Origin of the sequence: Allolucifera butyrica (assembly GCF_900476375.1) — a bacterium.
Taxonomy (GTDB): Bacteria; Bacillota; Negativicutes; order Sporomusales; family UPPP01; genus Lucifera; species Lucifera butyrica.
This window is the reverse complement of sequence record NZ_UPPP01000064.1, coordinates 1-23,974: the sequence shown is the minus strand read 5'-3', so window position 1 is coordinate 23,974 and position 23,974 is coordinate 1. Positions and strand designations below refer to the sequence as shown.

Genomic DNA, 23,974 nt, shown 5'->3' with positions numbered 1-23,974 from the left:
GGGAACCAGTATTGGTTCCCACTTTTTATGTGAGATATAAAACAAAGAAGCAATCCGAAAAATCTACGGACTGCTTCTTTGTTTATTATATTATTTTTTCTCAGGCCTTATTTCTAACACTCAGCGGAAACCAATGGCGTGTGCGGTTACAGAAATTGCATACCGACAGCATCACCGGAACTTCTACCAGCACACCCACTACCGTTGCCAGCGTCGCCCCGGACTTAAGTCCAAAAAGGGATATGGTAACGGCCACCGCCAGTTCAAAGAAATTGCTGGCCCCAATCAGCGCCCCCGGGGCGGCAATGGTGTGCGGAACTTTAAATAATTTAGACAAACCATAGGCCAGCGAAGAATTAAAGTATACCTGAATAGTAATCGGAATAGCGATCAGGATGATATTAAACCAATTGCCCGTAATCGTTTCTCCCTGGAAAGCAAAGATAATCACGAGAGTTGCCAGCAACGCAAGGATGGTCACCGGTTTCAGCGGTGCCAAAAATTTGGTGTTAAACCATTCTTCCCCTTGGACATGAAGCAATATCCGCCGCGTTAAGTAGCCTGCCACAAGCGGAATAACGATATACAATACAACCGACATGAACAGCACATCTTTCGGCACAACGATATTCGATACTCCCAATAAGAACATAACAATCGGCGCAAACAAAAACAGCATAATCAGATCGTTAATCGCTACTTGCACCAAAGTATAGGCCGGGTCGCCATCGGTCAGGTAGCTCCAGACAAACACCATAGCCGTGCAAGGCGCAGCCGCGAGGATAATCGTGCCGGCAATGTATTCGTTGGCCAACTGGGTGCCGATCAAACCAATAAAGAGATGCTTAAAGAACAGCCAGCCAAGAAACGCCATACTAAACGGCTTTACCACCCAATTAACAAACAACGTAATGAAAAGTCCTTTAGGTTTATCACCGACTCTCAAAATAGCCGAGAAATCAATCTTGAGCATCATAGGATAAATCATCAGCCAAATGAGTACTGCAATAGGCAGATTGACGTGGCTGACCTCCATCTGACTTAATGCGGCTACCGCTCCCGGAAATAGTTTACCTAAAATGATACCAATCACAATACACGCCGCCACCCATAAGCTTAAATACCGCTCAAAAAAATCCAACCTCTTTCCCTCTGCCATACAAACTCTCCTTTCTTTATTCAACAATCACGATACCGCTCTTTTCTCATCAGGCCCGTCTGCATGCTTTTTAAATATTCTTCAACCGTATTAAACGCCGTAGGATTTATACTGTAATAAATCCATTTCCCCTCCCGAGTATCAGAGACTATACCAGCCTGTTTTAAAATTTTTAAATGATGTGATACCGCTGGCTGCGATTTGTTGGAGCCAGCCAAAATATCACAAACACACATTTCGCGGCCAATTAGCATTTTAATAATCTCCAGCCGCGTATCATCACCAAGGGCTTTGAAGATTGCCGCTAATCCAGTCATTGTTTACCAACACCGAACGTTTCGGTAATCCACTGCTGAATTTGGTCTCTGACAGTCCGAACACCGGCCATGATTTCTTCATCAGTACCGGTGAAACCCGACGGGTCGGGAAAACTCTCATGCAGCAGCTTTTTTCCACCCGGAAAATAGGGGCACCCTTCCTTGGCGCTATCGCAAACAGTCACTACATAATCAAACTCATCCCGCAAAAACTCATTCAGGCTTTTAGACCAGTGGCCGGAAATATCGATACCGATTTCCGCCATCGCTCGCACCACATATGGGTTCAATTTACCGGGCTCGGTACCGGCGCTGAACGACTCGTACCGGTCGCCATACCTGGCCCGGAGCAGTCCCTCCGCCATTTGAGACCGGGCAGAATTATGCGTACAAAGGAATAATACTTTCTTTTTCATTGCTTCATACCATCTCCTCATCGTACTAAGTTCATAGCTACATACTAATATGATTTTTCAAAACAACGCTAATAACGGCATTAACCAGCGTCCAAGCTAATGCAATCTTATTGGCTAATATCAGGCTCTCTCGCTTACTAATATTTAGATGCCGCTTCTTTTGCACAAGGCAGATAAAAGCATAAAACAGGATAAACCAAAATAACCACGCCAACGCATACATACCAATATGATATTCTAAAGTAGGCATAGGTTTCACCGTCCGTCAACATATTATGCTTAGGATTTACATCTTCCTTTTGCTTATCATTAGGGCCTATTCCCTGTCACCCGTCCATTCCGTTACTAATGCACATAACGCATTTATATTCGTGAATATATTTATATATTATCGCAAAATGAACCGCTATTCAATAACTAGCGGATTAACTCTTGATCCAATAATATGGCTGACGTAAAGGCAGAAAGTCTGCCTTTACTCATCTATTGCCAGTTTTCTTTTATCCCATTTTGAATTTAAATTATTCTCTTATCAGCACTTGTAACTGCATCCGCACCCGCACGACGAAGGCGTATTCTTACTCTGCTCTTGACAGCTAGCGTCCAGTATTGCATCAAACTGCCTGACTATTTCCGCCGCCACGTTATCCACCATGGACTGATGCTCAGACGTTAAATCACGAGTTGACAGAGCTGCTTTTTCGGCAACCTCACCGCCAATTAAATCGGACACTAAAATAGCGCCGCTCACCTTGCCGCTGTATTTTTCCGTGGCTCTCCTGGCGCAAGCCTTGTCACAGCCGTCCACCGCAATGGTGGGAAACTCTTTCGCAAACATTCTTTCTTCCTGACCCCCGGCTAAAAATAGGGGCAGGCAGATAGTTACCGTATTGTCCGGGCGCAATTCATCGATCATTTTCCGCGTAGCCAGCCGTGAAACCGTCCCACCCAAACAGTCTTCCCCGCTACAGGATACCACGCCGATTTTCAATTCTTTCGCATCCATCATTCTATCTCCCTTCGCCGCTAATCTCTTGAACCCGGCTTCCCAGCCGTCCGGCAACTTTTTCCACAATAGCCCAGCCTTCGTCCGTCAATGCCGTAGCGGTACCCGGCTGGACTCCCTTGTGCTCTTTCATGATGTCCAGCACCTTAAATTCCTCCTGAATGTCACCCCCCATGGCAGACACGCTTTTGGCGGCACACATTTTAGGGCAGCCGTCAATGGTAATACAGGGTCGATGGGCAATTCCCGCCTCGGCCTCCGCATCACCGGTAACAATATAGGCCAAGCACATCGTAGCGGCTTGATCCGGACAAAGACGGTTTACAGTATAAAGCGCCGCTTCCCGGGCCATCAGGCCGTATACTTTCCCCATGCCGCTACAGGGTATCACTTTAACCTTGCCGTTTGTTGCCATGAAACTCCTCCACCTTTTTCTTTAATATTTTTAGATAATCCTCCGCATTCAGCAAAAAGTCTTGCTCTTCCGTCCAATTGGCCAGTTCCAGTTCGGCAATCCAGCCTTTTTCATACGGATTGTCATTGATCAATTCCGGCGAAGTCAACAGTTCGGTATTGACTGCTATAACCTTGCCGCTGACCGGACAGACCAGTTCGAATACGGCCTTGCCCGATTCAAGGGTCCCGGCTTCGCCAAATTGTTCTATATCAGCACCTACCACCGGCGGTGTGAAAAACATAATGTCGGACAGACTTTGCTGCATATAATCGGTCACGCCAATGCGCGCCCTATTGCCAACCGGCTGCACCCAACAGTCGTTTTCCGTAAAATAAAAACCGGCGGGTGGAATCCGGAAGATAAACTTATCTTTTGTATGAATGATGTAATCATCCGGCGCCGGATACGCGGCCGCTGCTATCGTATCCTCCGGGGCGTCCTCCTCTTTTACCAGTTCGCCGGCCAATTCCGTACATAAAGTCAGTTCCTCTGCTTCCAGACGCAATGATGCGCCGGCAAGTTGCGTACCATACCGCTGCGCTTCCTCCGTTACCGTAATTTTCCGGTAAATTTTTAATCCCTTTTCTGCGGCCAGTTTACTGGCGCAGCGGGTTTGGCAGCCATCCACCACGAGTAGCGGATTTTCCTTAGCAATTTTATCATACCTGGCGTCAGCCACCCGGTAAAGTACCGGGCAAATCAACTCACTATCCGTTTGCTCGCAAACGGCCAAAGCAATTTCCCTGGCCATTTGGCCGGCGCATTTATCCAACCCATTGCAGGGCAAAACGACATATTTTTTAGTCATTCCTTCCCCTCCCGCATGGCTTTGATCTTTTTCGTCACTTCAACTTTATTGGGAAAAGACAAGGCGTCGGGACCGCAGGTTTTGCCGCAGGCGCGGCAGAACACCACGCAGTTATGAGGATTTTTAACCACCAGTTTAATCGCTTCATTGTCTCTTTTCTCATAAACATTATGGGGGCAAAAATTGAAACATTCCATGCAGTAGTTACATTTTTCATAATCAATTGTGGGTTTCCAGTCGATTTTTTCCCGGGGCACACCCATAAAAGTCTCTTCGCTCATGCTTCTCCCTCCATCGCTTCCAACGCCTCGGATACCTTTTGGACGGCCTGCTCGGTGGTCATATCCCGGATATCAAGAGCCACCAAATCTTTGTTGACATCAAGACCTGCCGCTTTGAAGGCGTCCCGGAACATCTTGATTTGCATGTTTTTGGCGCAGGCCCCGATGACCATTGGCCGGTTGGCTTGCAGCATGTCGGCCAGAAAGCGGTCCCCATCCTCCTCACACAGTTGCGGGTGAATAAACCCGTATTCCACCGGCAGTTCTACCCGCACCTGATTGATAAAGTCCCAGATGTCCATTTTGCTAAACCCGGGACATTTTCCGGTGCAAACACACATGATAAATCCGGGTAGTTTTTTTTCCTCTTCTCCCATAATGTCTCCCCTCCACAAATTAAACTGTACCGCGCATCTTGCGCGATGCCAGTTCGTTTTCTTTTAACATCAGATGCTGGCGGGCGCTTAGTGGCTCACCGTCTTCTATCACAACCTCCATAAAATAATGGCAGTCGTTTTTATTATTCGGGTCATCCTCTGTTACAACCACCTGATACTTCTCACACCACAGCCTGTTATCTCTTTTCGAAGCAATGCCACATAAAAAACACTTGACCGACATCTTCCCACCTCCACTTTCTGTTATCCTTTATGGATAGCTCGGCCGACGGCGTCGGCGCAAGCTTCCATCACCGCCTCGCTAAGCGTTGGGTGTGGGTGTACAAGATCGGCCAGCACATCGGCTTTAAGACCCAGCGACACCGCTGTGGTCAGCTCGGATATCAACTCGGTCGCTTGCGGTCCTACGATCTGCCCGCCTAAGACAACGTGGGTCCTGCTATCGGTCACTACCTTCACCAGCCCTTCCCGCTCCCCCAGGCATAAGGCCCGGCCATTGTTGCGGAAATAGAACCGTCCTATTCTTACCTCGCGCCCCTGGACAGCCGCTTCGCTTTCATTAATCCCGACGGTGGCCAGCTCCGGCTGAATATAAACACAGGAGGGAACTGCCTGTTCATTCATAATTCGGGGAAAGCCCAAAGCATTTTCAACCGCTATGCGGCCTTCCATATAGGCTTTGTGCGCCAGCAGCTTGCCGCCAGTCACATCACCCGCCGCGTAAATGCCTGGAATAGTAGTCTCCATTCGTTCATTCACAATCAATGCACCTTGCGCACTAATAGCCGCACCAAGAGAAGCCAGTTCTGGCGGCACCACCGGTTTTCGTCCGGTCGCCAGCAACACATAGTCAGCTTCCGTCAAGGTAATTTTGTCTTGAAACTGAAATTTGACTGCTACTCCCGCCTGGACGGCAGCAATTTCAGTGACCGTACCGGACAGATACACTTGGATGCCTTGCCGTTTTAAAATTTTAAGCACTTCTCCGGCCATTTCGCTGTCTTCCTTCGGCAACACCTGCCCAGCCATTTCGATAATGGATACCTTGCTGCCCAGTCTGTTAAACATCTGGGCAAATTCTAACCCGATTACCCCGCCGCCGATAATTGCCAGTCGCTTCGGTATTTCCTCCAGTGCCAGCAGTTCATCGCTGGTAAGTACCCTTGGCAATTGAATACCGGCAACTGGGGGCCGCACCGGCTTGGACCCGGTAGCCACCAGCATTTTTTGACAGTGTACGGTCACCGTGCCGTTATCCGTCTCAACCGTTATGCGCTGTGGATCTACAATACTGCCCTGCCCCCGGATAATATGAATTTGCTCGTGCTTTAACAGATGTTCCACGCCCAGCCGCAAGCTCCTGACCACCCGCTCCTTCCGCCGGTGACCCGCCGGCCAGGACACGGTGGCTGGCTGTCCTAGGACACCGAATTCCTGCCCCCGGCAGCAAACACTGGCTAGCTCAGTCGTCCGTAATAACGCTTTAGTGGGAATACAGCCGTGATTTAAACAGACACCGCCGAACTCTTCCCGTTCGATAATGGCGACACTCGCTCCCAGTTGCTTCGCCCGCACGGCCGCCAGGTAACCGGCCGGCCCGCCACCCAAAATGGCCAGCGTCACCTCATACTCCTGCGCCATTTTTACTCACCTCGAAAATACAGTTTAATTATCATATAAACATTTTATAAAATTCTAATATATTTAATATCATCATATTCCAGAATACGCTGGTTGTCAATTCACCGGATTAAATTTTTACTTTTTTCAAATAGCTAAACCCATCCTCGGCATGATAAGAGCTTCTAACCAGTGGCCCGCTTGCTACGTATTGAAAGCCTATCTTTTGGGCAAATTCCTCATATTTTTGAAATTGATCGGGATGTATATATGCTACTACCTCATAATGTTCCCTGGAGGGCTGCAGATACTGTCCGATGGTGACGATGTCACAGCCAACGCCCCGTAAAGCATATAACAGCGCAATCACTTCTTCCTCCTTCTCACCAAGACCAACCATGAACCCGGATTTTGTAAATAAGTTGCCGTTTATTTCTTTAACTCTTCGTAACAATTCCAGGGAACGCTCAAATACAGCCGTGGGCCGCACCGCGTTATAAAGTCCGGGCACTGTCTCCACATTGTGATTTATAATGTCGGGGTTAGCGTCCACGACCTTTTTTAACGCCTCATAGTCCCCCTTAAAATCAGGAATCAGCACTTCAATCGTAACGTCCGGGCAAAGCTTCCTGATCTCAAATATGGTATTCGCAAAATGCCCCGCTCCGCCATCGGGAAGATCATCTCTGGTTACCGAGGTAATCACGGTATGTTTTAAATTCATCTCCTGGATAGCCTTGGCAATATTTAAAGGTTCCCTTGGATTTAACTCTTCCGGTGCCGCTTTAGTGATCTTGCAAAAGCGGCAATTTCGCGTGCAGTTTTTACCCATAATCAGAAATGTAGCCGTTCCTCGGCTAAAACATTCCCCTTTGTTGGGACAGCCTGCTTCATTGCAAACCGTATTCAGCGAGTATCCCGCCAATACAGCGTTCACAGGGCCTGAAACCGCGGCTCTCTTCAAATCCTTCTTTAACCAGTCTGGCTTTTTTATATATGTCAAAACTTTCCCCTCCATTTAAATTAATACCTCCGCATATTTTCCAAAGTGACGTTTTTAATATGCTCATCCATAATAAAGTCTTGCAATGCCGTATATAAAACGGCATAATCGTAATTTAATCCTTTCAGGGCATCTTCTACCGGTGATACCCCCTTTTCAGGAAAAAATCACCATATATTTTTATATCTTGGATTTTCCCTTTATCAATTTTCAAATAAGCCTGTACAATCCCTCCCGCAAAATCTCGGAACAATAAAAATCATAACGGGCCTCCTTACGAATTTTTCCTGCTACACTCAGGACTTAAAAAAATCCGGCCTTTCGACCGGATAAATAGGCTTCTATTTTATTTTAAGAAGCCTTAAGAGGGCAAATTTATTGAACAATTATCGGTGGGCTTCCTCCCCAAATGGCTCGCGCAAAATCATAGATTTACACTATTTTTACTCATCTTAAATATATAATTCGATCATAATATAATCACTTTATAAATTTGTAATATGTTAATACTAATATATTCCTAATTTCTTTACTTGTCAACCTACCTGATTAATTTTTTACGATTTTCTTGGGCGAGAGGGTAGCGATGCTACATATTAGCAATCTTAGTTCCGACTCATATTGAAATTTAGTCCTTGAAAATGTAATTCTGTTTACTAAGCACTCGCTTGTCTTTTCCTTGAATAGCCGGACAGTAAAAGAAAAATACCCTGTGGTCCTCTGACCACAAGGTATAGCCTGTAATGTAATAAAGTAAGGATAAACACCTTCTGGTGTTTAAACCAGCAAAGTAGAAACATCATATTTAGGAAAAACAATATCAATATCGGATGGTAAACATAAATCACGAAAAACCCGGAATAGCCCCCAATAGTACTCAATTCACTTTCTGCTAAGCTAAAAACATTAACAGGAATCGCCACAACCACACGCGCAGCCACCGCCTGCTGGTTGCGGGCCGGCAGAAGGTTTCTCCCGCAAGGCCATAATATGTTGGTCCATTTTATATGCCGCGCCTTTTCTTACTGTTTGGCCTACGTGAATGGCCTCCTGAATTTCTTGCTCGCTAATCCCAATTTCCCTGGCTTTGGCCACATGATACTCTAAACAAGGTTGACAATTTGCACCGACGGACACCCCAATGGCAATAAGTTCTGTCATCCGATTGTCCAGACTCATCCTGCCTCACCTCCTCTCTATATCTATAGACGGAGGTGAGCACAAAAAGGATACACCAAAAAGATTTTATCTTCTTAAAGCAGAGCGAAACCGTAAAAAAAGACCGTTACAGCCATTTTCGGCGCAACGGTCTTTCCGTACTATTATGTGTTTTTGCAATACAAGCCATTGCCCGCCAATCTATTTATTTTTTCAGCGGGCCTTTGGGGTCACAGGTCAGTTCGTTGCGCTCATCCCAGTAAAAATGACAATACTGCAGGAGTTCCTTTTTCAACTGCGCCCGCCCACGATGCAGCCGCACCTTCACCACATCCAGGCTGATATCCAGGATGGCGGCAATTTCTTTATTTTTCAGTCCTTCCAAATCACTGAGTATTACGGCCAGCCGGTACGTTTCCGGCAGCGTGTCGATCACCGCGCGGATACCGTGCTGGTCTCCCGGTGCCCGACCTGTTCCTCCAATGAACAGGTGTCAGCCGCTACACCGGCCTTTGTCCCAGTCGGTTCCGCCGCCGTGCCGGCTGCCTGCTCGCTGGTCAGTTCCCGCCGGAAAGACGGCTGGCGCATCCGGTCAATCGCTACATGGGTCGCAATGCGATACAGCCAGGTAGACAGCTGAGCCTCCTGGCGAAAGGTCGGTAGCGCTTTCTCAACCTTGATAAAAACTTCCTGGGTCAGGTCTTCCGCCTCCTGCATGCCGACCAACCGTGTCAGATAACGATAGATCGTTGGCCGGAAGGATGTATACATTTGCTCAAATTCCATTTTATCATCGGCCATATTGATTCCTCCCGGTAAGCATCGCGCCCCCAGCCTTGAGCGCAAACAAAAGTATCCACCCGAAGCCCGTTTCTTCTCTGCGGAATCAGTCCATCGGCAGTTCATCACGCTATAGTGACCAGTGGAGCACTGCATGCGCTTTATCGCTTACCCGTTACGCAAAAGGCCGGCAAATTCATTGGGCAGCAATTCATCAACCTCCACGGCTTGAGCCACTTTTTCATAATCGTAGGGCACTTCCACAATATCGACCTGTACCTGCTTGTCCTGAACGGTAACGATCACGTATGTCGCGTTGGGGTTGCCGTGCTTCGGTTTGCCGGCAGAACCAGCATTGATCATATGCTTGCCCTGCACGGTCTTATAATAGGGTTTATGGGTATGCCCGCAAATCAGAATATTTTCGTTCAGCTGCGCTGCTACTTCTGCTGTTGCGGGAGAATCTTCAAGCAGATATTCATTCGTCTGCCGGGGGCTGCCATGCACCACCAGCGCCCTCATCCCGTCTATTGTCAGCGTGACGAACTGGGGCAGATTTTTCAGGTACTGCCGGTTTTCCTCAGTAATGACGCTATTGGTATACAGCATAGATAACCCTGCCAGTTCCAACTGCTTGTCATCAGTATAATCACAGCCGCATACGGCCTCATTGTTACCGATAGCATAATCATAGTTACCCTGAATGGATAAGATATGCCGCTTTCGCAGAAGGTCGATGACTTCATTCGGGTACGGAAAATACCCAACCAGATCACCGGTAGACACAATAAAATCCACCTGTCTGCTGTCAATATCCTGTAACACGGCCTGTAAAGCTTCCACATTACTGTGAATGTCGCCAATTGCCGCAAATTTCATCTGTTATATCCTCCCTTATAGCAAGTCGTTCTGCATTGACTACGCCGATTTATCCATATTTTGATTAACGATAATTTCAATATCCATGATCGAACCGCTGACATTTTCAATATTATTGCTTAATATCTGGATACCGTCCAGAATCTTTGGAATGCCTCACCGGTCAAATCCACTTCCCGGGACTGTTGATCAAATTGCTGATTTAAAACTTCCATTTTTTCTTGAATGACCGCCGAGTCTTTCATGACCTGCTGGATGGTTTCGGTAATATTTTTCGAAGATGACGCCACACCTTCCGCCAGCTTACGAATTTCCTGCGCTACTACCCCAAACCCACGACCTGCCTCCCCGGCTCTGGCTGCTTCAATCGCGGCATTGAGCGACAGTAAATTGGTCTGCTGAGCAATATAACTGATGGTTTTTGTCACTTTGCCGATATGAAGCGTCGTTTGCTGCAGCACGCCCACCAGTGTGCTAACCTCATGAAAGCTTTCCTGATACTGCTTGGTGCTGTCGGATAACCCGGTAACCACTTTCAATCCTTCCGCAGCTTTCAGCTCGGTTTCATGCGCGTTGGTTCCCATATCCATACAGCAATTCAAGGTAGATTCCACATTACTTTTGAGCAAATGTAATAAATCGCCGGACGGTTCTGCCTCCATGGTTTCCATCCCTCCCCTCCGCATGTCAATTATGCCTTGCTAATCAGGGCGTCCATCTCTGTCACATTTTTAAATCCGGTAGCCTTTTCAACAAGATTGCCACTCTTTAAGAACAACGTCGTCGGCAAACTCAATACCCGGTACGTGAGACACAATTGCCGCGCCTGCTGAGCATTGATTTTATAAAACCGCACTTGCCGGTGTTTGCCAGCCAGCTCTTCTAACACCGGCAACAGCAGTTTGCAGACACTGCAGGTTTCGGAATAAAATTCAATAACCGCCACGCCGGATTTTGCTATTTCTTCGGAAAAATTCTCTTGCGTAAGTTCTGACACTGCCATAACGATCCTCCAAATAATTATTCTTTACGTTCGCGGCAAAGCTGACAATCGACCCGGCCGTGGCGGAAATCATCCACCCACATCCGCACCTTTTCGTCAATTTGATCTCTAACTTCCCTGAATTTCGCCAGCTTTTCTTCATCCGTACCCTCATAGGCTGCCGGATCTTCAAAGGGCCACGACAAGCAATTGCGTCCCCCAGGGAAAATCGAAGGGCACTGCTTCTCTACTTTTTTACAAACACCGATCACATAGCCGAACTGCATACGGCCCAAGAATTCGCGGAAACTTTTCGACCGCTTGCCACTCAGATTGATGCCGACTTCCTGCATCACCCGGACAGCATACGGATTGACTGCCGTAGGTTCCAACCCGGCACTGTACGCTTCCAGAATATCGCCACCATATTTTTCAAAAAAGGCTTCGGCCATTTGGCTGCGGGCGCTGTTCTGGGTACAAAGAATCAATAATTTGTCTTTGCGCATATACCCCATCTCCCTTTTCATGAATTCCATACACTTATAATTTTCCTAATATAATTGTAGGCCAAATATAGCCAGCGGATGTTATCATGTAATTAAATTTTTGTAAACAACAGCATCCATCTTCTTTTTAATCCACTCACTGTGACGACACCACTTGGAACAAACCGCAATGACAATTCTCTCCCTAATCCTGGGTGAGGTACTGGCTGGATTGCCGGTGTGTAGCTTTGGCAACCGGACCAAGCGCTTGTTTATTCTTGACATAGATAAATCGAATGCAGATCACCTACCACTGTGGCCAGTGTCGCTCCCGGCCACCCTGTGACTCATCATCTTATGGGCCAGGTTTTCCAAATCCTCAATCGCATTCTCCAGTTTCCGCCAAGCGTCATTCCTCACTATACGTTCATGGAAATTTGCCTGTTCATCAGTACAGAGTTCTTCGGCCCGACTCGCATAATGATACAAATTCGCAATACCGGTCTGCAAGTATACAAAAAACTCATCCATTTCATTCATGGAAACGATTCCCTCCTAGCATTGCCAAACTTCCCGTAAGGCTTTGGGGTATCGATGTGCACGCAAAAGATGAACCCGTTACTGCGGCCAGAGTCCTACACAGGCTGGTGTATAACCCGGAGTATCAACCGGATAGCGGCCGCTGCCGCAGCGCAAAACAACGCGCCTTTCCCAGCGGCCACTATTTTTTCCTGATTGCCATCACGGTTCTCTATTTCTTTGAAAAGAAGTACTAAACAGATACATAACCGGAAAACCAGAATAACCAGGACAAAAGAAACATGCCAACGTGTTACCCCGCATCTGCCATACTGCTCCACTCCCTGCCTGTTTACCGCTCTGCTTTAGCCGTTCTCCTTCACTTTCTGGTCTGAAAACCAGTGCCTGGTCCGGTTGCAGAAGCTGCATACCGACAACATAACCGGCACCTCCACCAGGACGCCCACCACCGTGGCCAGCGTCGCCCCGGACTGCAGGCCGAACAGAGATATCGCCACCGCTACCGCCAACTCAAAAAAGTTGCTGGCGCCGATCAGCGCCCCCGGCGCGGCAATATTGTGGGGAACTTTGAAATACTTGGCCAGACTATAGGCCAGCGTCGAATTAAAGTAGACCTGAATCAGGATGGGAATGGCAATGAGTACAATGCTGAACCAGTTACTCGTAATCACTTCCCCCTGGAAGGCAAAGATAATGATGAGTGTCGCCAACAGGGCGATAATGGTTACCGGCTTTAACGGGGCCAGGAATTTGGTGTTGAACCACTCCTCGCCATGGGAGGAAATGAGCCCCCGCCGGGTCAGATAACCCGCTGCCAGCGGAATGACAATATATAAGAGTACCGACATGAACAGCACGTCTTTGGGCACAACGATATTGGAAACTCCCAGCAAAAACATGACAATAGGCGCAAACAGCACCAGCATAATTAGATCATTAATAGCCACCTGTACCAGTGTGTAAGCCGGGTCGCCGTCGGTCAAATAGCTCCACACAAACACCATGGCCGTGCAGGGGGCAGCCGCCAGAATAATAACGCCGGCCATATATTGATTGGCCATATCGGCCCCAATCAGGCCGATAAAAACTTGCTTAAAGAACAGCCAGCCAAGAAACGCCATACTAAACGGCTTTACTACCCAATTGACGAACAAGGTGATTAAGAGCCCCTTGGGCTTGTCGCCGACTTTTGCAATCGCGGAAAAATCAATTTTCAGCATCATCGGGTAAATCATCAGCCATACTAGTACGGCAATGGGCAGATTGACATGGCTGACCTCCAGCTTGCTCAATACCTCAACCACACCAGGGAATAGTTTGCCAAAGCCGATACCAATGACAATGCATAAGGCCACCCATACACTTAAATACCGTTCAAAAAAATCCAGGCGCTTTTCCGCCGCCATACAAACTCCTCCTAAATGTCGAATATTTTGATCAAACCGATAAAATGGAAAGCAGCAACAGTGCTCGCTTCGCCGCCTGTTCCTATGTCATGGTCCCCCCTCCCTGGGTCATAACCCCTTTTCATTATATGCTCACATTCCAATTTAATCATATACACCTTAAAAATTTTTACTCGTCCGGAATGCGCACCGTCCGCTCGCAACTGCCGCCCAAATCCCGGTATTTTTTCAGCCGGGCCTCATCCTTTTGGCAGGCCGGTTCTTTCGCCAGTTCCCCGGTTAAGAGTTCCCGCACAAAGGGATACCGCTCCATGCTGGCTTCATCCACCCGGTAATACACCCACTGGGCCCGTTTTTCCCCGGTAATCAGGCCGGCATAGCGAAGTTTGGCCAGATGCCGCGAGGCATTGGACTGGCTGATTTTCAACACCTCTTCCAAATCACAGACGCACAGCGTTTCCTGCTTGAGCAGGTTCAAAATTCGCAGCCGGGTCACATCACCTAAAGCCTTCACGATTTCAACTACAAACATTGCGGTCACCTCACACACTTTTGATTGCGTCCCTGATCTTATAACATGATTATATGCAAATTTACTCATATATGTCAAGCAACGCCTTCCACTTTTTTCGGCCCTTTTATTACAAGAATTTTGTCATAAAAAAATAGGTGGGTATGGCTCCCATCCACTCCTCAGTCACACCCGCCAATTGAGGACGGCAACCCGTGACCAGTAATCGCCGTGGATCCGCTACAGGTACGTCAACACCGCTCCCGATGGCCGTCCATCTGCTAGTTGCCGGGCCGGCAACTAGCAGATGGACGGCACAGCCTCTCCTCCTTGAGAGACTGCCTCGGCTGATAACGGTCTGCCCCTCATCCTCCGCCCCGGCCGCCGTTCTTGCCTGCCGTGCCGGGGCAATGATCGCCCGACATTTCCAACGGCGCGTCCCCGCTCCGTTATCGCTACGCAAAAAAATTTTCTCCCGGACAAAATTTTTATATTGCATAATACAACCATTGCATCACACAATATAAGCGAGGAGGTGAACTCATTATGAACGACACGACACACATTCAAACCCTGCGCCACGATATGCGGCTCTTAGCCCGCAAGATGGAGCTTATGACCAAGGGCGAAGCAAGCTGCTGCGGCATTACCCTCACCCAGTGCCACCTCCTAACGGAAATCGGCTGGACCGGTACGGCGTCGCTCAATACTCTGTCCGACCGCTTGGGTGTAGACAAAAGCACCATGAGCCGCAATATTGAAATCCTGGTAAATAGCGGACTGGTCAGCCGCACAACCGACCCGGACAACCGCCGGACCGTCACCATTGCGCTGACCGACCAGGGCCAGCAGTTGTTCCAACAAATTGAGGCCAGCATGACCCAGTTCTACGAAACGCTCTTTCACGCCTTGCCGGCTGACAAACGCAGCCAGGTCCTGGAAAGTCTGGAGCTTCTGCTGGCGGCCATTCCCGACGGCCGTTGGTGCTAACCAGAGAAATAACATAAGGAGGCAAATCGATGGAAAAAATTCGTGAGCAAGTACGGAAAAAATACGCGGTTGCCATTACTAAGGCTCAAGGCTGCTGCGGCGGTGACCGATGCTGCAATCCGGTGACCGGCAACCTCTACCAAACCGGCGAACTGGACGGACTGCCCGAGGACTTGGTGGCGTCCTCCTTCGGCTGCGGCAACCCTACCGCGCTGGCGACACTCCACGCCGGGGAAACGGTGCTCGACCTAGGCAGCGGCGCGGGCCTGGATGTGCTGCTCTCCGCCAAACGGGTCGGCCCCTCCGGCAAAGCCTACGGCCTCGACATGACCGACGAAATGCTGGCGGCGGCCAGGGACAATCAAAGTCGGGCCGGTATAACCAACGCCGAATTTATCAAAGGCCATATTGAAGCCATTCCCCTGCCGGACAATGCCGTTGATGTCATTGTCTCCAACTGCGTCATCAATCTCTCCGGCGACAAAGACCAGGTACTCAGTGAAGCCTGCCGGGTGCTGAAACCGGGCGGCCGGCTGGCGGTATCCGACATCGTGCTGGTGCGGCCGCTGCCGCTCAGCATCCAGCAAAATCTAGCCGCCTGGTCGGGCTGCGTCGCCGGGGCGCTGGAAGCGGAAGACTATCGCCACAAACTAACTGCCGCCGGCTTTACCGATCTGGAGATAGTCACCACCCGCACCTATGATTTTACCGATGAACGGGGAGCCCAGTTCCTGCCCGATCTTACAGCGGCAGAGCGGCAAGCCTTAAACGGAGCGCTCATCAGCGCCTTTATCCGGGCCAAGAAACCGGCCGCCCTGCTAACCCCCGGCACCGACTATATCTTGCGCGCGGCCAAACCGGCCGATCTGTCTGCCATCGAAAATCTGTTAGTCGCGAATGGCCTCCCCACTGCCGGTGTGGCCGATCACTTGTCTACCTTCGTTGTGGCCGATGCGGGCGGCGTCATCGGCGTCATTGGTCTGGAACTGGCCGGCAGGGCCGCCCTGTTGCGCTCGCTGGCGGTTGCCGGCGACCAGCGCAAACGGGGCCTGGGCAGCGCATTGTTTAACCAGGCGCTTGACCAGGCCTGCCAGGTCGGAGCCATCACCGCCTATCTCTTGACCAACACCGCCGAACAATTTGTCGCCCGCTGGGGTTTTACCCCCATCAGCCGCAGCGACATTCCGGCCAGCCTGCTAACAGCCTCGGCGCTGGCCACAACCTGCCCGGCCAGCAGCGCCTGCCTGCAAAAGGTTCTATAATGCGGCTATACTAAAAGGAAATAGGCGCTTTTTCCTACGGTTACCCACTTGTTTGTTAAATAAAAAATAATCAACGAAATGGAGCGATGGGTATATGAAAAAAATGCAAATCTTTGAACCGGCCATGTGCTGCCCCACCGGCTTATGTGGTGTCAGCGTGGACCCCGAACTGCTTCGGATTTCCGCCGTGCTCAATTCCTTAAAGAAAAATGGTATCGCAATCGACCGCTTTAATCTGACCGACGCCCCCATGGAATTTGTCAATAATCAGGCCGTCAATCAGTTTATTAACACCCAAGGTGTCGAGCAACTGCCCGTCACCGTTGTCGACGGCGAAATTGTGATCACCGGCCGCTATCCGACCAATGAGGACTTTATCAAACTTCTCCAAATTCCAGCAAATCTACTGGGAGAAACATCCTGCACACCGAAAGACAAACCGGAAAACGAAGGCGGCTGCGGCTGCTCCGGCGGCAAATGCTGCTGACCCCGCACCACCTGCCGCGAATCAACGCGGTACACCTTGTGAAGCCAACGGAGGTAAAGACCAATGGAACTGTTTAATCCTCAAAAAATCCCGCTGACCAAGTATCTGTTCTATACCGGCAAAGGCGGCGTCGGCAAGACTTCAACGGCCTGCGCCACCGCCGTCACTTTGGCCGACAGCGGCAAACAGGTGCTGCTCATTAGCACCGACCCCGCCTCCAACCTGCAGGACGTATTTAATACCGAACTGACCGGCCAGGGCGTGCCTATCCCGGCAGTGCCCGGCCTGGTCGTGGTCAACCTGGACCCCATCCGGGCGGCCGTCGAATACCGGGAGAGCGTCCTGGCCCCTTATCAGGGCAAACTGCCCGCCGCCGTGCTACAGCATATGGCCGAGCAGCTTTCCGGCTCCTGCACGGTGGAAATTGCCGCCTTCAATGAATTTTCCCGCTTCATCACCGATGAAACCTTGCAGCAGCAATACGACCACATCCTGTTTGACACCGCGCCGACCGGACATACCCTGCGCATGCTGCAACTCCCCTCGGCCTGGAGCAATTTCATCAGCGAAAGCACCCACGGCGCGTCCTGCCTAGGCCAGCTTGCCGGCCTGGAAAGTAAAAAGGCCATGTATAAGCAGGCGGTAGAAACACTGGCCGATGGCCACCAGACCACCCTCATCCTGGTGTCCCGGCCCGAAGCGGCACCGCTTAAGGAAGCGGCGCGGGCCGCGCAGGAGCTGGCCGATCTCGGCGTTACCAACCAGACCCTGGTCATCAACGGCGTACTGGCCGCCTATGACGACAGCATTTCTGAAAGCCTGTTCCACAAGCAACAACAGGCGCTGGCCGCTATGCCGCCGGCGTTAGCGGGCTTGACCACCTATCAGATTCCGCTCCGGGCCTACAACATCACCGGCATCGACAATGTCCGGGCCTTTCTTACGCAGGACCATGCCACTCTTCGCGATGAACAAATCCAGGCCCAGACCATTCCGAAACTCAGCGACGTCATCGACGACCTCTACCGCTCCAACAAAAAGGTCATCTTTACTATGGGCAAAGGCGGCGTCGGCAAAACCACCATTGCGGCGGCTATTGCTTTAGGATTGGCTGCCAGAGGCAAAAAGGTGCACCTGACTACCACTGACCCGGCTGCCCATCTGCAATTCGTCATCAGCAAAGCCGCAAACATCACTACCAGCCGCATTGATGAACAGGCCGAACTCAAAAAGTACCAGGATGAGGTCCTGGCCAAAGCCCGTGAAACCATGTCCGAGGAAGACGTTGCCTATATGGAGGAAGATTTGCGCTCCCCCTGCACCCAGGAGATTGCCGTATTCCGGGCGTTTGCCCAGATTGTAGAAAAGGCGGAAGATGAAGTCGTGGTCATCGATACCGCCCCAACCGGACACACCCTGCTGCTCTTGGATTCCACCCAGAGCTATCACAAGGAAATTGAGCGTACCCACGGTGATGTCCCCGAAGAGGTAAAAAAGTTACTGCCCCGGTTGCGCAATGCCGCCGAAACCGAGGTCATTATCATTACCCTGGCGGAAGCCACGCCGGTCTATGAAGCGCTGCGCCTGGAAGAAGATTTAGTGCGGGCGGGCATTGCCGCCAAATGGTGGGTTATCAATGCCTCCCTGTACCGCACCGGCACCACCAACCGCCTGTTGGCAGCCAAGGCCAGCCATGAAATTGAATGGATTAACAAGGTCGATCAGCATGCCAAGGGCTACTTTTCCGTTATCGCCTGGAGCGCCGCCGACATTAAGGATGAGCTGCTGCTGACCTTATAAATCGGCCGGCAAACAGCCTGATCATCTCCACAGCCAGCAGCCAACCACACAGCGAAAGCCGGGATAACCTTCCCGGCTTTCGCTGTCCTCGTACTTAGGCGCGGACGGCCTCGTCGTTTTTTGTTTAAACTGTCTGGAGTACTGCTTGTATCCATCCGACAAATTAAGTATCTGACGAAATTTGCCGGGAGTTTCTTGAACAGGCATAGTCCGGTACTACTAACCACGCCTAAATAGCGTTAATACTCTCTCTACCATATACGGGGACTACCGCGTCGATATCGTGTATACTCCTTATTTTGTTTTCTAACTATGTCTTGGGAAACATATACAATTACTTCCAACATGCCTTAAAACCTTACTCTGCAAGGCCTCATTGGTTGTGTTTTCTTCGCAGCCAAACTACCGACTCAATGTGGTGCATATGAGGAAACATATCAACAAATTCAACAATGTATTCTTTTCAAAGTATCGGCACTACCCGTAAAATGGGGGCTTGATTAAGCCTTGAAAGTGCATGCTCCTGGCTGAGTCTCAAGACACCGAAAAATCTACCAATCGCATAACCGCTTCAGTCAGCCCTAAGGGGGGCTAATTTTGTGACTTTTTACTGGTTCACCCGTAAACGGGTCTATCAATTTTTTGAAATATAGCTGGTCGGCAACGATATCATCTTGCAATTACTCTCTGATATATTTCGCAATTGCCTCTTTATAATCTCTTCATCCAAGCCCTGCACCTAATTAGCCTATGGAATGCTCCGATTGGTACTTAGTTTCTTTCCTAGTGTATACTCCTGAAAAAGTACTCTGTACCTTACAAAGTTATACTGCATTACCATTCAGCCAAGCTAATTTACCTGGCCCTTCTCAACCATCGATAAACTTTCAGGGCACATTTATTTCGGTATTCCCGCCTAACTTACCGGATTGCGACTTCTACAATATCCGGTTTTCTCCCCGTTTTCATCACAGGATAATACTCGCACCACCCGCCCGGCATCGAACCATACTGGCAGTATCCAGCCTCCCGGCAAGCTTCATCCATTGGCCTAACTTCATATATCAGGTCGGTATGCTTCATTCTAAATTGAACCGGCTTCCTGTCAGCACCATAAACAAAGTCCTCCCAATCCGGCGGTGATAACGCGCGCATAACCTCTGCTTTATACATTCGTATCGCCTCTTTGATTTCCAAGTTAATAGCTCCCCGGGCGGCTTCAAGCTGCAGTTTATCACCCCTCACCCAATTCCTCCGGCCTCTTTTACGGCTCTTATTATGACATCAATCTGCACTCCTACTCCCCCTAAAATTCAATAATTTCTTGGCACCAGGCATGTCACTTTCGTACTTAGTAAAACCCTCGAAAGGATCGTCACTGCTAGAACCCGCGTCATTGCTGTATTCGTGACGACGTGACGATGGTAACGATGGATTTTCTATCTTTACTAAGTTGACGCGTCGTATGCCTCCCTTGTTGCCACTCATCCGGTATTTATTGCATTCAATCCCGACATCTAAAAGATTGGATTTAATTTGCGTAATCTGATTAGATAAAGCATTCGGCTGCTTGGGCCAATATCGGGACTTCGTATCAATCCTAACTTCTTCCGCAACTTCGTTGAGCTTGTCCAACAGTTCCGCCATGGTGCAATCTAGTTCCGTCTGTTCGCTCATGAGAGCGACAATAGCGCTGGCTACGACATTTTCGTCAATGGCTGTCGCGTTAATCCGGTCCATGTTCTGCCGGTATAGGCTCATGAAGGTTTCACCCCCGATGCCTAGGACCTCTGCAATGACATAGCCCCATTTAGCAAAGTCGGCCATACGGGGTAAGCGTTTTAGTTGAATGGTTGGATATAATTGCATTGCCGCGCTCAAAGTGTCTAATAGGCCGGCAAAAATAATGGGGCGTGCTGCTTCAAATTCCCGGAACACCGCTGTAACTTCCCGGCGGTCCTCTTCGGCAATTCGTTGTAATTCAAAGATCAGGCACCGGTCTAATAAGTCCGTTGCATTCGCTACTACGTTTATACCGTTTAGAACCGGGCAGCAAAAGAACTTCAAAATGGTATCCTCATCATTCGAGTATAAGGTCCGTTTGCTGATCCCGCCGCCCGTGGCTGCGCCGCAGAGCATGTCCGATTGCATTTGCGATAAGCCGGATAGATTGTCATAGCACGGCATATAATTACCGTACAGGTGAAGGGCCAGCTCGTTTTGATCTCTGGGCAAGGCAAACAGTTCCCGTTTCGCCGGGTCTAGGATCCGCCGTATAAATTGCATGGTAGTGCTTTTGGCCGCACCCTTTTCGCCGTGAAATACGGGAATCACGTGAGGAATCCCCGGCACTAAGGAAGTTACCAAATAAACGAGCAAAAGCTTTAAGCTGCTTTCATCCAGGTTGACGAAATCGGCCAGCCGCCAAACATTCCCCGCTCCTTGCTGCGGCTCAATCTGGGCCGCCTGGTTATTACGCCGCCGAAATAGGATTGGTGGCCGGTCAATTACTTGCCAGCCGCCCGGTGTGATCTGAATAGCCCGGTTCCGCTCGTCACCCAAGTCGTACCAAAAGGCCCCGTCATGACTAGTTACCCTAAGTTCCAGCTTATATTCCGGACCCTCAAAAATGGCTTTGGCTTCAGCCACATTGACGGCCTGACGGATTGCCTCATTACAAGGCGAATTGCCGATTTGCCGGTAATACTCCCCGGCAATATAGCGGACGTAGTCTTTGCCTTGTCCAATTTTGATAATGCAGTTATGGTCCTCAAACTCAACTAAAGTATAGGGTTCCTTTAAATCATCATGGAAAAGTACATTAGATAAGGCAATCTCGGTCAGAATGTCCGCCTGACTCTTTTCGTCCCGGCTTTCACCGGTCCATTGACGTATTTCTTGATTAATGACCTGCATGGATACATCTAAGGCTTTTGCAACCCGTTTGCTGGCCTGCGCCCGTTCCACCGGGTCTGTATCCGCAAGCATAGGCAGTACCATCTTTTTAAAATATTTAAGCCGGTCTTTTTCCGGCGAAGTTTCTAACCCATCTAAAAGAGCGCCTAAATCCTGTTCCGGATCTAATTCGGCCTCTTCCTCGGCAGGCTCCCAATACTCTGTGTTAGATACCAACTGGACAAGTTCGTCTTTGTCATGCCCCGCCTTCAGCCAATCTGAAATGTCAGCGCCGTTCTCCGAACCGGTCCCCTTCTTGGTTCGAAGCTTAGCCAAACCCGGTAATTCAGCCACTTTAACCAGGCACCCTTGTGCGGTTAATTGATTGGCTACCGCGGTAGCATGTTGCCGGCCCGGCTTGTCATGGTCCGGCAGAATCGCTACCTCCGTTCCGGCCGGAAAATATTTCGAATGCGCTTCCGTCCATTTGCCGGCACCCTCACTGTTGCAGGTTGTTGCAAAACCCAAAGTGTTCAAGTTATTCGCGTCTTTTTCTCCCTCAACGATATAAATCATGTCTTCCCGCCCGATCGCGGCCAATAGTTCCGGCAATTTGTAGGGGAGACGAGTAATACCAATTAGGTTCCAAATCCCCCCCCCTTTCCCATCGGGCTGTCGCTGCCTAAAGTCTTTGGGGATCATTCGAACGGCCTGATAAATTAAGTTACCGTCTGCATCCTGGTAGTCATAGGTAGCGGCAATTTCCTTTTTTGCCGTCTTACTAGCCGGTAAGGTAATATTAAAATCGGCAGTTAACTGCGTTATTGTTTTTTTAAAATCACAATTTAACAGCCAACATCCGAGTTTTATCCCGTCTCCGCCTTCTTTACATCCATGACAGTAAAAGTTATTTTTCTCTGGATTCAGCATTAGACTTGGATTACTGTCATTTCCATGCCGTGTGCAACGCCCGGCCCATTCTTTTCCTCTGCGCTTTAGGTCCCCGCCACCGTACTTGTTCCAAATATCCACTATGGGAATTGATTTTAATTGTTCAATTTCCACTTTTCCTGGTACAATAAATAGAGTCAAATGTGATTCACCTGCTTTAACCCGCTAATCGGCGGGTTTTCTGTTTTTACGCGCCTGGTTCATTTAGGATTTTTTCGATATACCAGGACGGAATAAATACCCGGCGGCCGACTTTTACAGACGGAATTTTACCTTCTGAGCAGGCCTTATAAATACCGGCCTTGCTCATAGGAATAATACTTAATACTTCACTTAAATCATAAAGCTTTTTTGTGTTTGCCATGTTAGCCTCTCTCCCATTAAAAAAGAAATTATAATTTCCGTTTTAAACTAAATTTTTTCGCCAGCTTAAACTGGCGACATTACTTTTTTTCTTACTTCAGCTATTTCACGGTTCCATATGTTAACCGCAAACATTATAAATCCTTCGGTATCTTGAGACATTTCATCCGCCTTTTTTAAATTGTTATCACCCATAAAATTATTAACGAAATCGCTATCATTTGCATATCTATTAGAATCAGTTTTATCTCCTGAACAGATTTCATTGATAGCAGTAAATAAAGTAATTGCATGAGCACGTATTGAAGATACAGCTTTAGGGCTTAGCTTCGGAATCTTCCCGCCCATAACTTTTCTTAAACCCTCATCACCATATTGACCATGCAGAAAGGCCCAGGCGACATATGCCTCCACTATTGTATGCCTCGGATAATCTGTCCATTTCCCTCCTCTTTGCGCTCCACGCTCTGCCCTAGGAATAAGTCCCCACCTTTCGTAATTAAAAAGGGTCCGATTCGAGATAACTACACCCAATTTTTTAAGCTCGCCGGTAATTTCATCCGGAGACATTTTACCACCTTCTTCTTTTAAAAAGGAATCAATCATTTCTTTTTTAAATTATACATAAATTCTTTCCTGTTATCAATAGTCTACCCCATAAAATTGTGTTTAACTTGTGATAATGTCACCTTGTAGATTATCGCGATAAAATGTCACTATGAACAACGAGGTGCATTATCAATTGTCCCAAAAACAACTAAACAGGTACACCATATTGCAAAAGCTTGTTGACGGAGATTTTACCCTTGCACAGGCTGCATCTAGTCTAGGCTTAAGCAATCGCCAGGTAATCAGATTAAAGAAAGGATTTATCCAGGAAGGGCCTGCGGTTCTGATTCACAAGAACACGAATTGCAAGCCTGCTCATGCACTCGGTGACGAGCTCGCGGCTAAAATCATTTCTCTCAAACAGTCCGAGCTGTACCGGGATGCTAACTTCCTACACTTTCAGGAACTACT

The 23,974-nt window shown here is 49.0% G+C and carries 33 protein-coding genes; 6 read left to right on the top strand and 27 right to left on the bottom strand.

Annotation, left to right across the window (positions count from 1 at the left end; all coding sequences use genetic code 11):
• Positions 1-100 precede the first annotated feature (100 nt).
• The 20 genes from arsB (LUCIF_RS08285) to LUCIF_RS08185 form a co-directional block, all read right to left on the bottom strand.
• Positions 101-1,159, bottom strand: a complete 1,059-nt coding sequence (gene arsB / locus LUCIF_RS08285; RefSeq protein WP_122627410.1) for an ACR3 family arsenite efflux transporter — start codon at positions 1,157-1,159, stop codon at positions 101-103.
• A gap of 20 nt (positions 1,160-1,179) precedes the next feature.
• On the bottom strand, positions 1,180-1,476 hold the full coding sequence (locus LUCIF_RS08280; protein ID WP_122627409.1) for an ArsR/SmtB family transcription factor: 297 nt from the start codon (positions 1,474-1,476) through the stop codon (positions 1,180-1,182).
• Entirely contained in the window at positions 1,473-1,892 is a 420-nt protein-coding gene (locus LUCIF_RS08275; RefSeq protein ID WP_122627408.1) for an arsenate reductase ArsC, read from the bottom strand. Before LUCIF_RS08275 ends, LUCIF_RS08280 begins: the two co-directional genes overlap by 4 nt.
• 532 nt (positions 1,893-2,424) lie before the next feature.
• On the bottom strand, positions 2,425-2,967 hold the full coding sequence (locus tag LUCIF_RS08265) for a putative zinc-binding protein (RefSeq protein WP_207857244.1): 543 nt from the start codon (positions 2,965-2,967) through the stop codon (positions 2,425-2,427).
• Positions 2,903-3,313, bottom strand: a complete 411-nt coding sequence (locus LUCIF_RS08260; protein ID WP_122627405.1) for a putative zinc-binding protein — start codon at positions 3,311-3,313, stop codon at positions 2,903-2,905. Before LUCIF_RS08260 ends, LUCIF_RS08265 begins: the two co-directional genes overlap by 65 nt.
• Complete coding sequence (locus tag LUCIF_RS08255) at positions 3,291-4,163, bottom strand: putative zinc-binding protein (protein ID WP_122627404.1); 873 nt, start codon at positions 4,161-4,163, stop codon at positions 3,291-3,293. Before LUCIF_RS08255 ends, LUCIF_RS08260 begins: the two co-directional genes overlap by 23 nt.
• Positions 4,160-4,444, bottom strand: coding sequence for a 4Fe-4S dicluster domain-containing protein (locus tag LUCIF_RS08250; protein ID WP_122627403.1), 285 nt, complete (start codon positions 4,442-4,444; stop codon positions 4,160-4,162). The genes LUCIF_RS08255 and LUCIF_RS08250 overlap by 4 nt, the downstream gene beginning before the upstream one ends.
• The gene (locus tag LUCIF_RS08245; RefSeq protein ID WP_122627402.1) at positions 4,441-4,821 is read right to left on the bottom strand and encodes a hypothetical protein; all 381 of its coding nucleotides are present in this window, start codon (positions 4,819-4,821) and stop codon (positions 4,441-4,443) included. The genes LUCIF_RS08250 and LUCIF_RS08245 overlap by 4 nt, the downstream gene beginning before the upstream one ends.
• A gap of 19 nt (positions 4,822-4,840) precedes the next feature.
• On the bottom strand, positions 4,841-5,065 hold the full coding sequence (locus LUCIF_RS08240) for a hypothetical protein (protein WP_122627401.1): 225 nt from the start codon (positions 5,063-5,065) through the stop codon (positions 4,841-4,843).
• 20 nt (positions 5,066-5,085) lie between these two features.
• Positions 5,086-6,483 (bottom strand): dihydrolipoyl dehydrogenase, encoded by a 1,398-nt coding sequence (lpdA, locus tag LUCIF_RS08235; protein ID WP_122627400.1) that lies wholly within the window; start codon positions 6,481-6,483, stop codon positions 5,086-5,088.
• A 109-nt stretch (positions 6,484-6,592) separates the two neighbouring features.
• Entirely contained in the window at positions 6,593-7,480 is an 888-nt protein-coding gene (gene lipA / locus LUCIF_RS08230) for a lipoyl synthase (protein WP_122627399.1), read from the bottom strand.
• A 121-nt stretch (positions 7,481-7,601) separates the two neighbouring features.
• The gene (locus tag LUCIF_RS27570) at positions 7,602-7,718 is read right to left on the bottom strand and encodes a lipoate protein ligase C-terminal domain-containing protein (RefSeq protein WP_122627398.1); all 117 of its coding nucleotides are present in this window, start codon (positions 7,716-7,718) and stop codon (positions 7,602-7,604) included.
• Between the two features lie 653 nt (positions 7,719-8,371).
• Complete coding sequence (locus LUCIF_RS08220; RefSeq protein WP_207857242.1) at positions 8,372-8,644, bottom strand: carboxymuconolactone decarboxylase family protein; 273 nt, start codon at positions 8,642-8,644, stop codon at positions 8,372-8,374.
• Between the two features lie 184 nt (positions 8,645-8,828).
• The gene (locus tag LUCIF_RS08215; protein WP_165865934.1) at positions 8,829-9,059 is read right to left on the bottom strand and encodes an RNA polymerase sigma factor; all 231 of its coding nucleotides are present in this window, start codon (positions 9,057-9,059) and stop codon (positions 8,829-8,831) included.
• Positions 9,056-9,424 (bottom strand): RNA polymerase sigma factor, encoded by a 369-nt coding sequence (locus tag LUCIF_RS08210; protein ID WP_165865933.1) that lies wholly within the window; start codon positions 9,422-9,424, stop codon positions 9,056-9,058. Before LUCIF_RS08210 ends, LUCIF_RS08215 begins: the two co-directional genes overlap by 4 nt.
• Positions 9,425-9,571: 147 nt before the next feature.
• Positions 9,572-10,282 (bottom strand): metallophosphoesterase family protein, encoded by a 711-nt coding sequence (locus LUCIF_RS08205; protein WP_122627395.1) that lies wholly within the window; start codon positions 10,280-10,282, stop codon positions 9,572-9,574.
• 119 nt (positions 10,283-10,401) lie between these two features.
• The gene (locus LUCIF_RS08200; RefSeq protein WP_306438786.1) at positions 10,402-10,953 is read right to left on the bottom strand and encodes a methyl-accepting chemotaxis protein; all 552 of its coding nucleotides are present in this window, start codon (positions 10,951-10,953) and stop codon (positions 10,402-10,404) included.
• A 20-nt stretch (positions 10,954-10,973) separates the two neighbouring features.
• Positions 10,974-11,285 (bottom strand): thioredoxin family protein, encoded by a 312-nt coding sequence (locus LUCIF_RS08195; protein ID WP_122627393.1) that lies wholly within the window; start codon positions 11,283-11,285, stop codon positions 10,974-10,976.
• A 17-nt stretch (positions 11,286-11,302) separates the two neighbouring features.
• On the bottom strand, positions 11,303-11,770 hold the full coding sequence (locus LUCIF_RS08190; RefSeq protein ID WP_122627392.1) for an arsenate reductase ArsC: 468 nt from the start codon (positions 11,768-11,770) through the stop codon (positions 11,303-11,305).
• Positions 11,771-12,052: 282 nt separating this feature from the next.
• A complete protein-coding gene (locus LUCIF_RS08185) occupies positions 12,053-12,289 on the bottom strand; it encodes a hypothetical protein (protein ID WP_122627391.1) in 237 nt (78 codons plus the stop codon).
• Between the two features lie 56 nt (positions 12,290-12,345).
• Between LUCIF_RS08185 and LUCIF_RS25815 the strand changes: the two genes are divergently transcribed.
• Complete coding sequence (locus tag LUCIF_RS25815) at positions 12,346-12,525, top strand: hypothetical protein (protein WP_126720584.1); 180 nt, start codon at positions 12,346-12,348, stop codon at positions 12,523-12,525.
• Between the two features lie 108 nt (positions 12,526-12,633).
• Here LUCIF_RS25815 and arsB (LUCIF_RS08175) read toward each other — a convergent pair whose 3' ends face one another.
• From arsB (LUCIF_RS08175) to LUCIF_RS08165, 3 genes are all read right to left on the bottom strand, one after another.
• Positions 12,634-13,695, bottom strand: a complete 1,062-nt coding sequence (gene arsB, locus LUCIF_RS08175; protein ID WP_122627389.1) for an ACR3 family arsenite efflux transporter — start codon at positions 13,693-13,695, stop codon at positions 12,634-12,636.
• A gap of 169 nt (positions 13,696-13,864) precedes the next feature.
• Positions 13,865-14,227, bottom strand: a complete 363-nt coding sequence (locus LUCIF_RS08170) for an ArsR/SmtB family transcription factor (RefSeq protein ID WP_122627388.1) — start codon at positions 14,225-14,227, stop codon at positions 13,865-13,867.
• Between the two features lie 109 nt (positions 14,228-14,336).
• Positions 14,337-14,669 carry a hypothetical protein gene (locus LUCIF_RS08165; protein ID WP_126720583.1) on the bottom strand — a complete coding sequence of 111 codons (333 nt, stop codon included), beginning with the start codon at positions 14,667-14,669 and terminating at the stop codon, positions 14,337-14,339.
• An 83-nt stretch (positions 14,670-14,752) separates the two neighbouring features.
• Between LUCIF_RS08165 and LUCIF_RS08160 the strand changes: the two genes are divergently transcribed.
• From LUCIF_RS08160 to arsA, 4 genes are all read left to right on the top strand, one after another.
• Positions 14,753-15,196, top strand: coding sequence for a MarR family winged helix-turn-helix transcriptional regulator (locus tag LUCIF_RS08160; protein ID WP_122627386.1), 444 nt, complete (start codon positions 14,753-14,755; stop codon positions 15,194-15,196).
• 29 nt (positions 15,197-15,225) lie between these two features.
• Positions 15,226-16,458, top strand: a complete 1,233-nt coding sequence (gene arsM, locus LUCIF_RS08155; protein WP_122627385.1) for an arsenite methyltransferase — start codon at positions 15,226-15,228, stop codon at positions 16,456-16,458.
• Between the two features lie 94 nt (positions 16,459-16,552).
• Positions 16,553-16,945: an arsenite efflux transporter metallochaperone ArsD gene (gene arsD / locus LUCIF_RS08150; protein WP_122627384.1), complete on the top strand. Its 393-nt coding sequence runs from the start codon at positions 16,553-16,555 to the stop codon at positions 16,943-16,945.
• A 63-nt stretch (positions 16,946-17,008) separates the two neighbouring features.
• Complete coding sequence (gene arsA, locus LUCIF_RS08145) at positions 17,009-18,745, top strand: arsenical pump-driving ATPase (protein WP_122627383.1); 1,737 nt, start codon at positions 17,009-17,011, stop codon at positions 18,743-18,745.
• A 921-nt stretch (positions 18,746-19,666) separates the two neighbouring features.
• On the opposite strand, the gene LUCIF_RS08140 is transcribed toward arsA, so the two are convergent.
• The 4 genes from LUCIF_RS08140 to LUCIF_RS08125 all read right to left on the bottom strand — a co-directional run bounded on the left by LUCIF_RS08140 (position 19,667) and on the right by LUCIF_RS08125 (position 23,560).
• The gene (locus LUCIF_RS08140; RefSeq protein WP_122627382.1) at positions 19,667-19,990 is read right to left on the bottom strand and encodes a hypothetical protein; all 324 of its coding nucleotides are present in this window, start codon (positions 19,988-19,990) and stop codon (positions 19,667-19,669) included.
• 39 nt (positions 19,991-20,029) lie between these two features.
• Positions 20,030-22,732, bottom strand: coding sequence for an AICE element replication initiation protein (locus tag LUCIF_RS08135; RefSeq protein ID WP_122627381.1), 2,703 nt, complete (start codon positions 22,730-22,732; stop codon positions 20,030-20,032).
• 46 nt (positions 22,733-22,778) lie between these two features.
• Complete coding sequence (locus LUCIF_RS08130; RefSeq protein WP_122627380.1) at positions 22,779-22,955, bottom strand: helix-turn-helix domain-containing protein; 177 nt, start codon at positions 22,953-22,955, stop codon at positions 22,779-22,781.
• A gap of 65 nt (positions 22,956-23,020) precedes the next feature.
• Complete coding sequence (locus tag LUCIF_RS08125) at positions 23,021-23,560, bottom strand: MerR family transcriptional regulator (RefSeq protein WP_165865932.1); 540 nt, start codon at positions 23,558-23,560, stop codon at positions 23,021-23,023.
• A gap of 112 nt (positions 23,561-23,672) precedes the next feature.
• On the opposite strand from LUCIF_RS08125, the gene LUCIF_RS08120 reads away from it, so the two are divergent.
• Positions 23,673-23,974: helix-turn-helix domain-containing protein (locus tag LUCIF_RS08120; RefSeq protein WP_207857241.1), on the top strand; the 302-nt coding region annotated here is incomplete at its 3' end.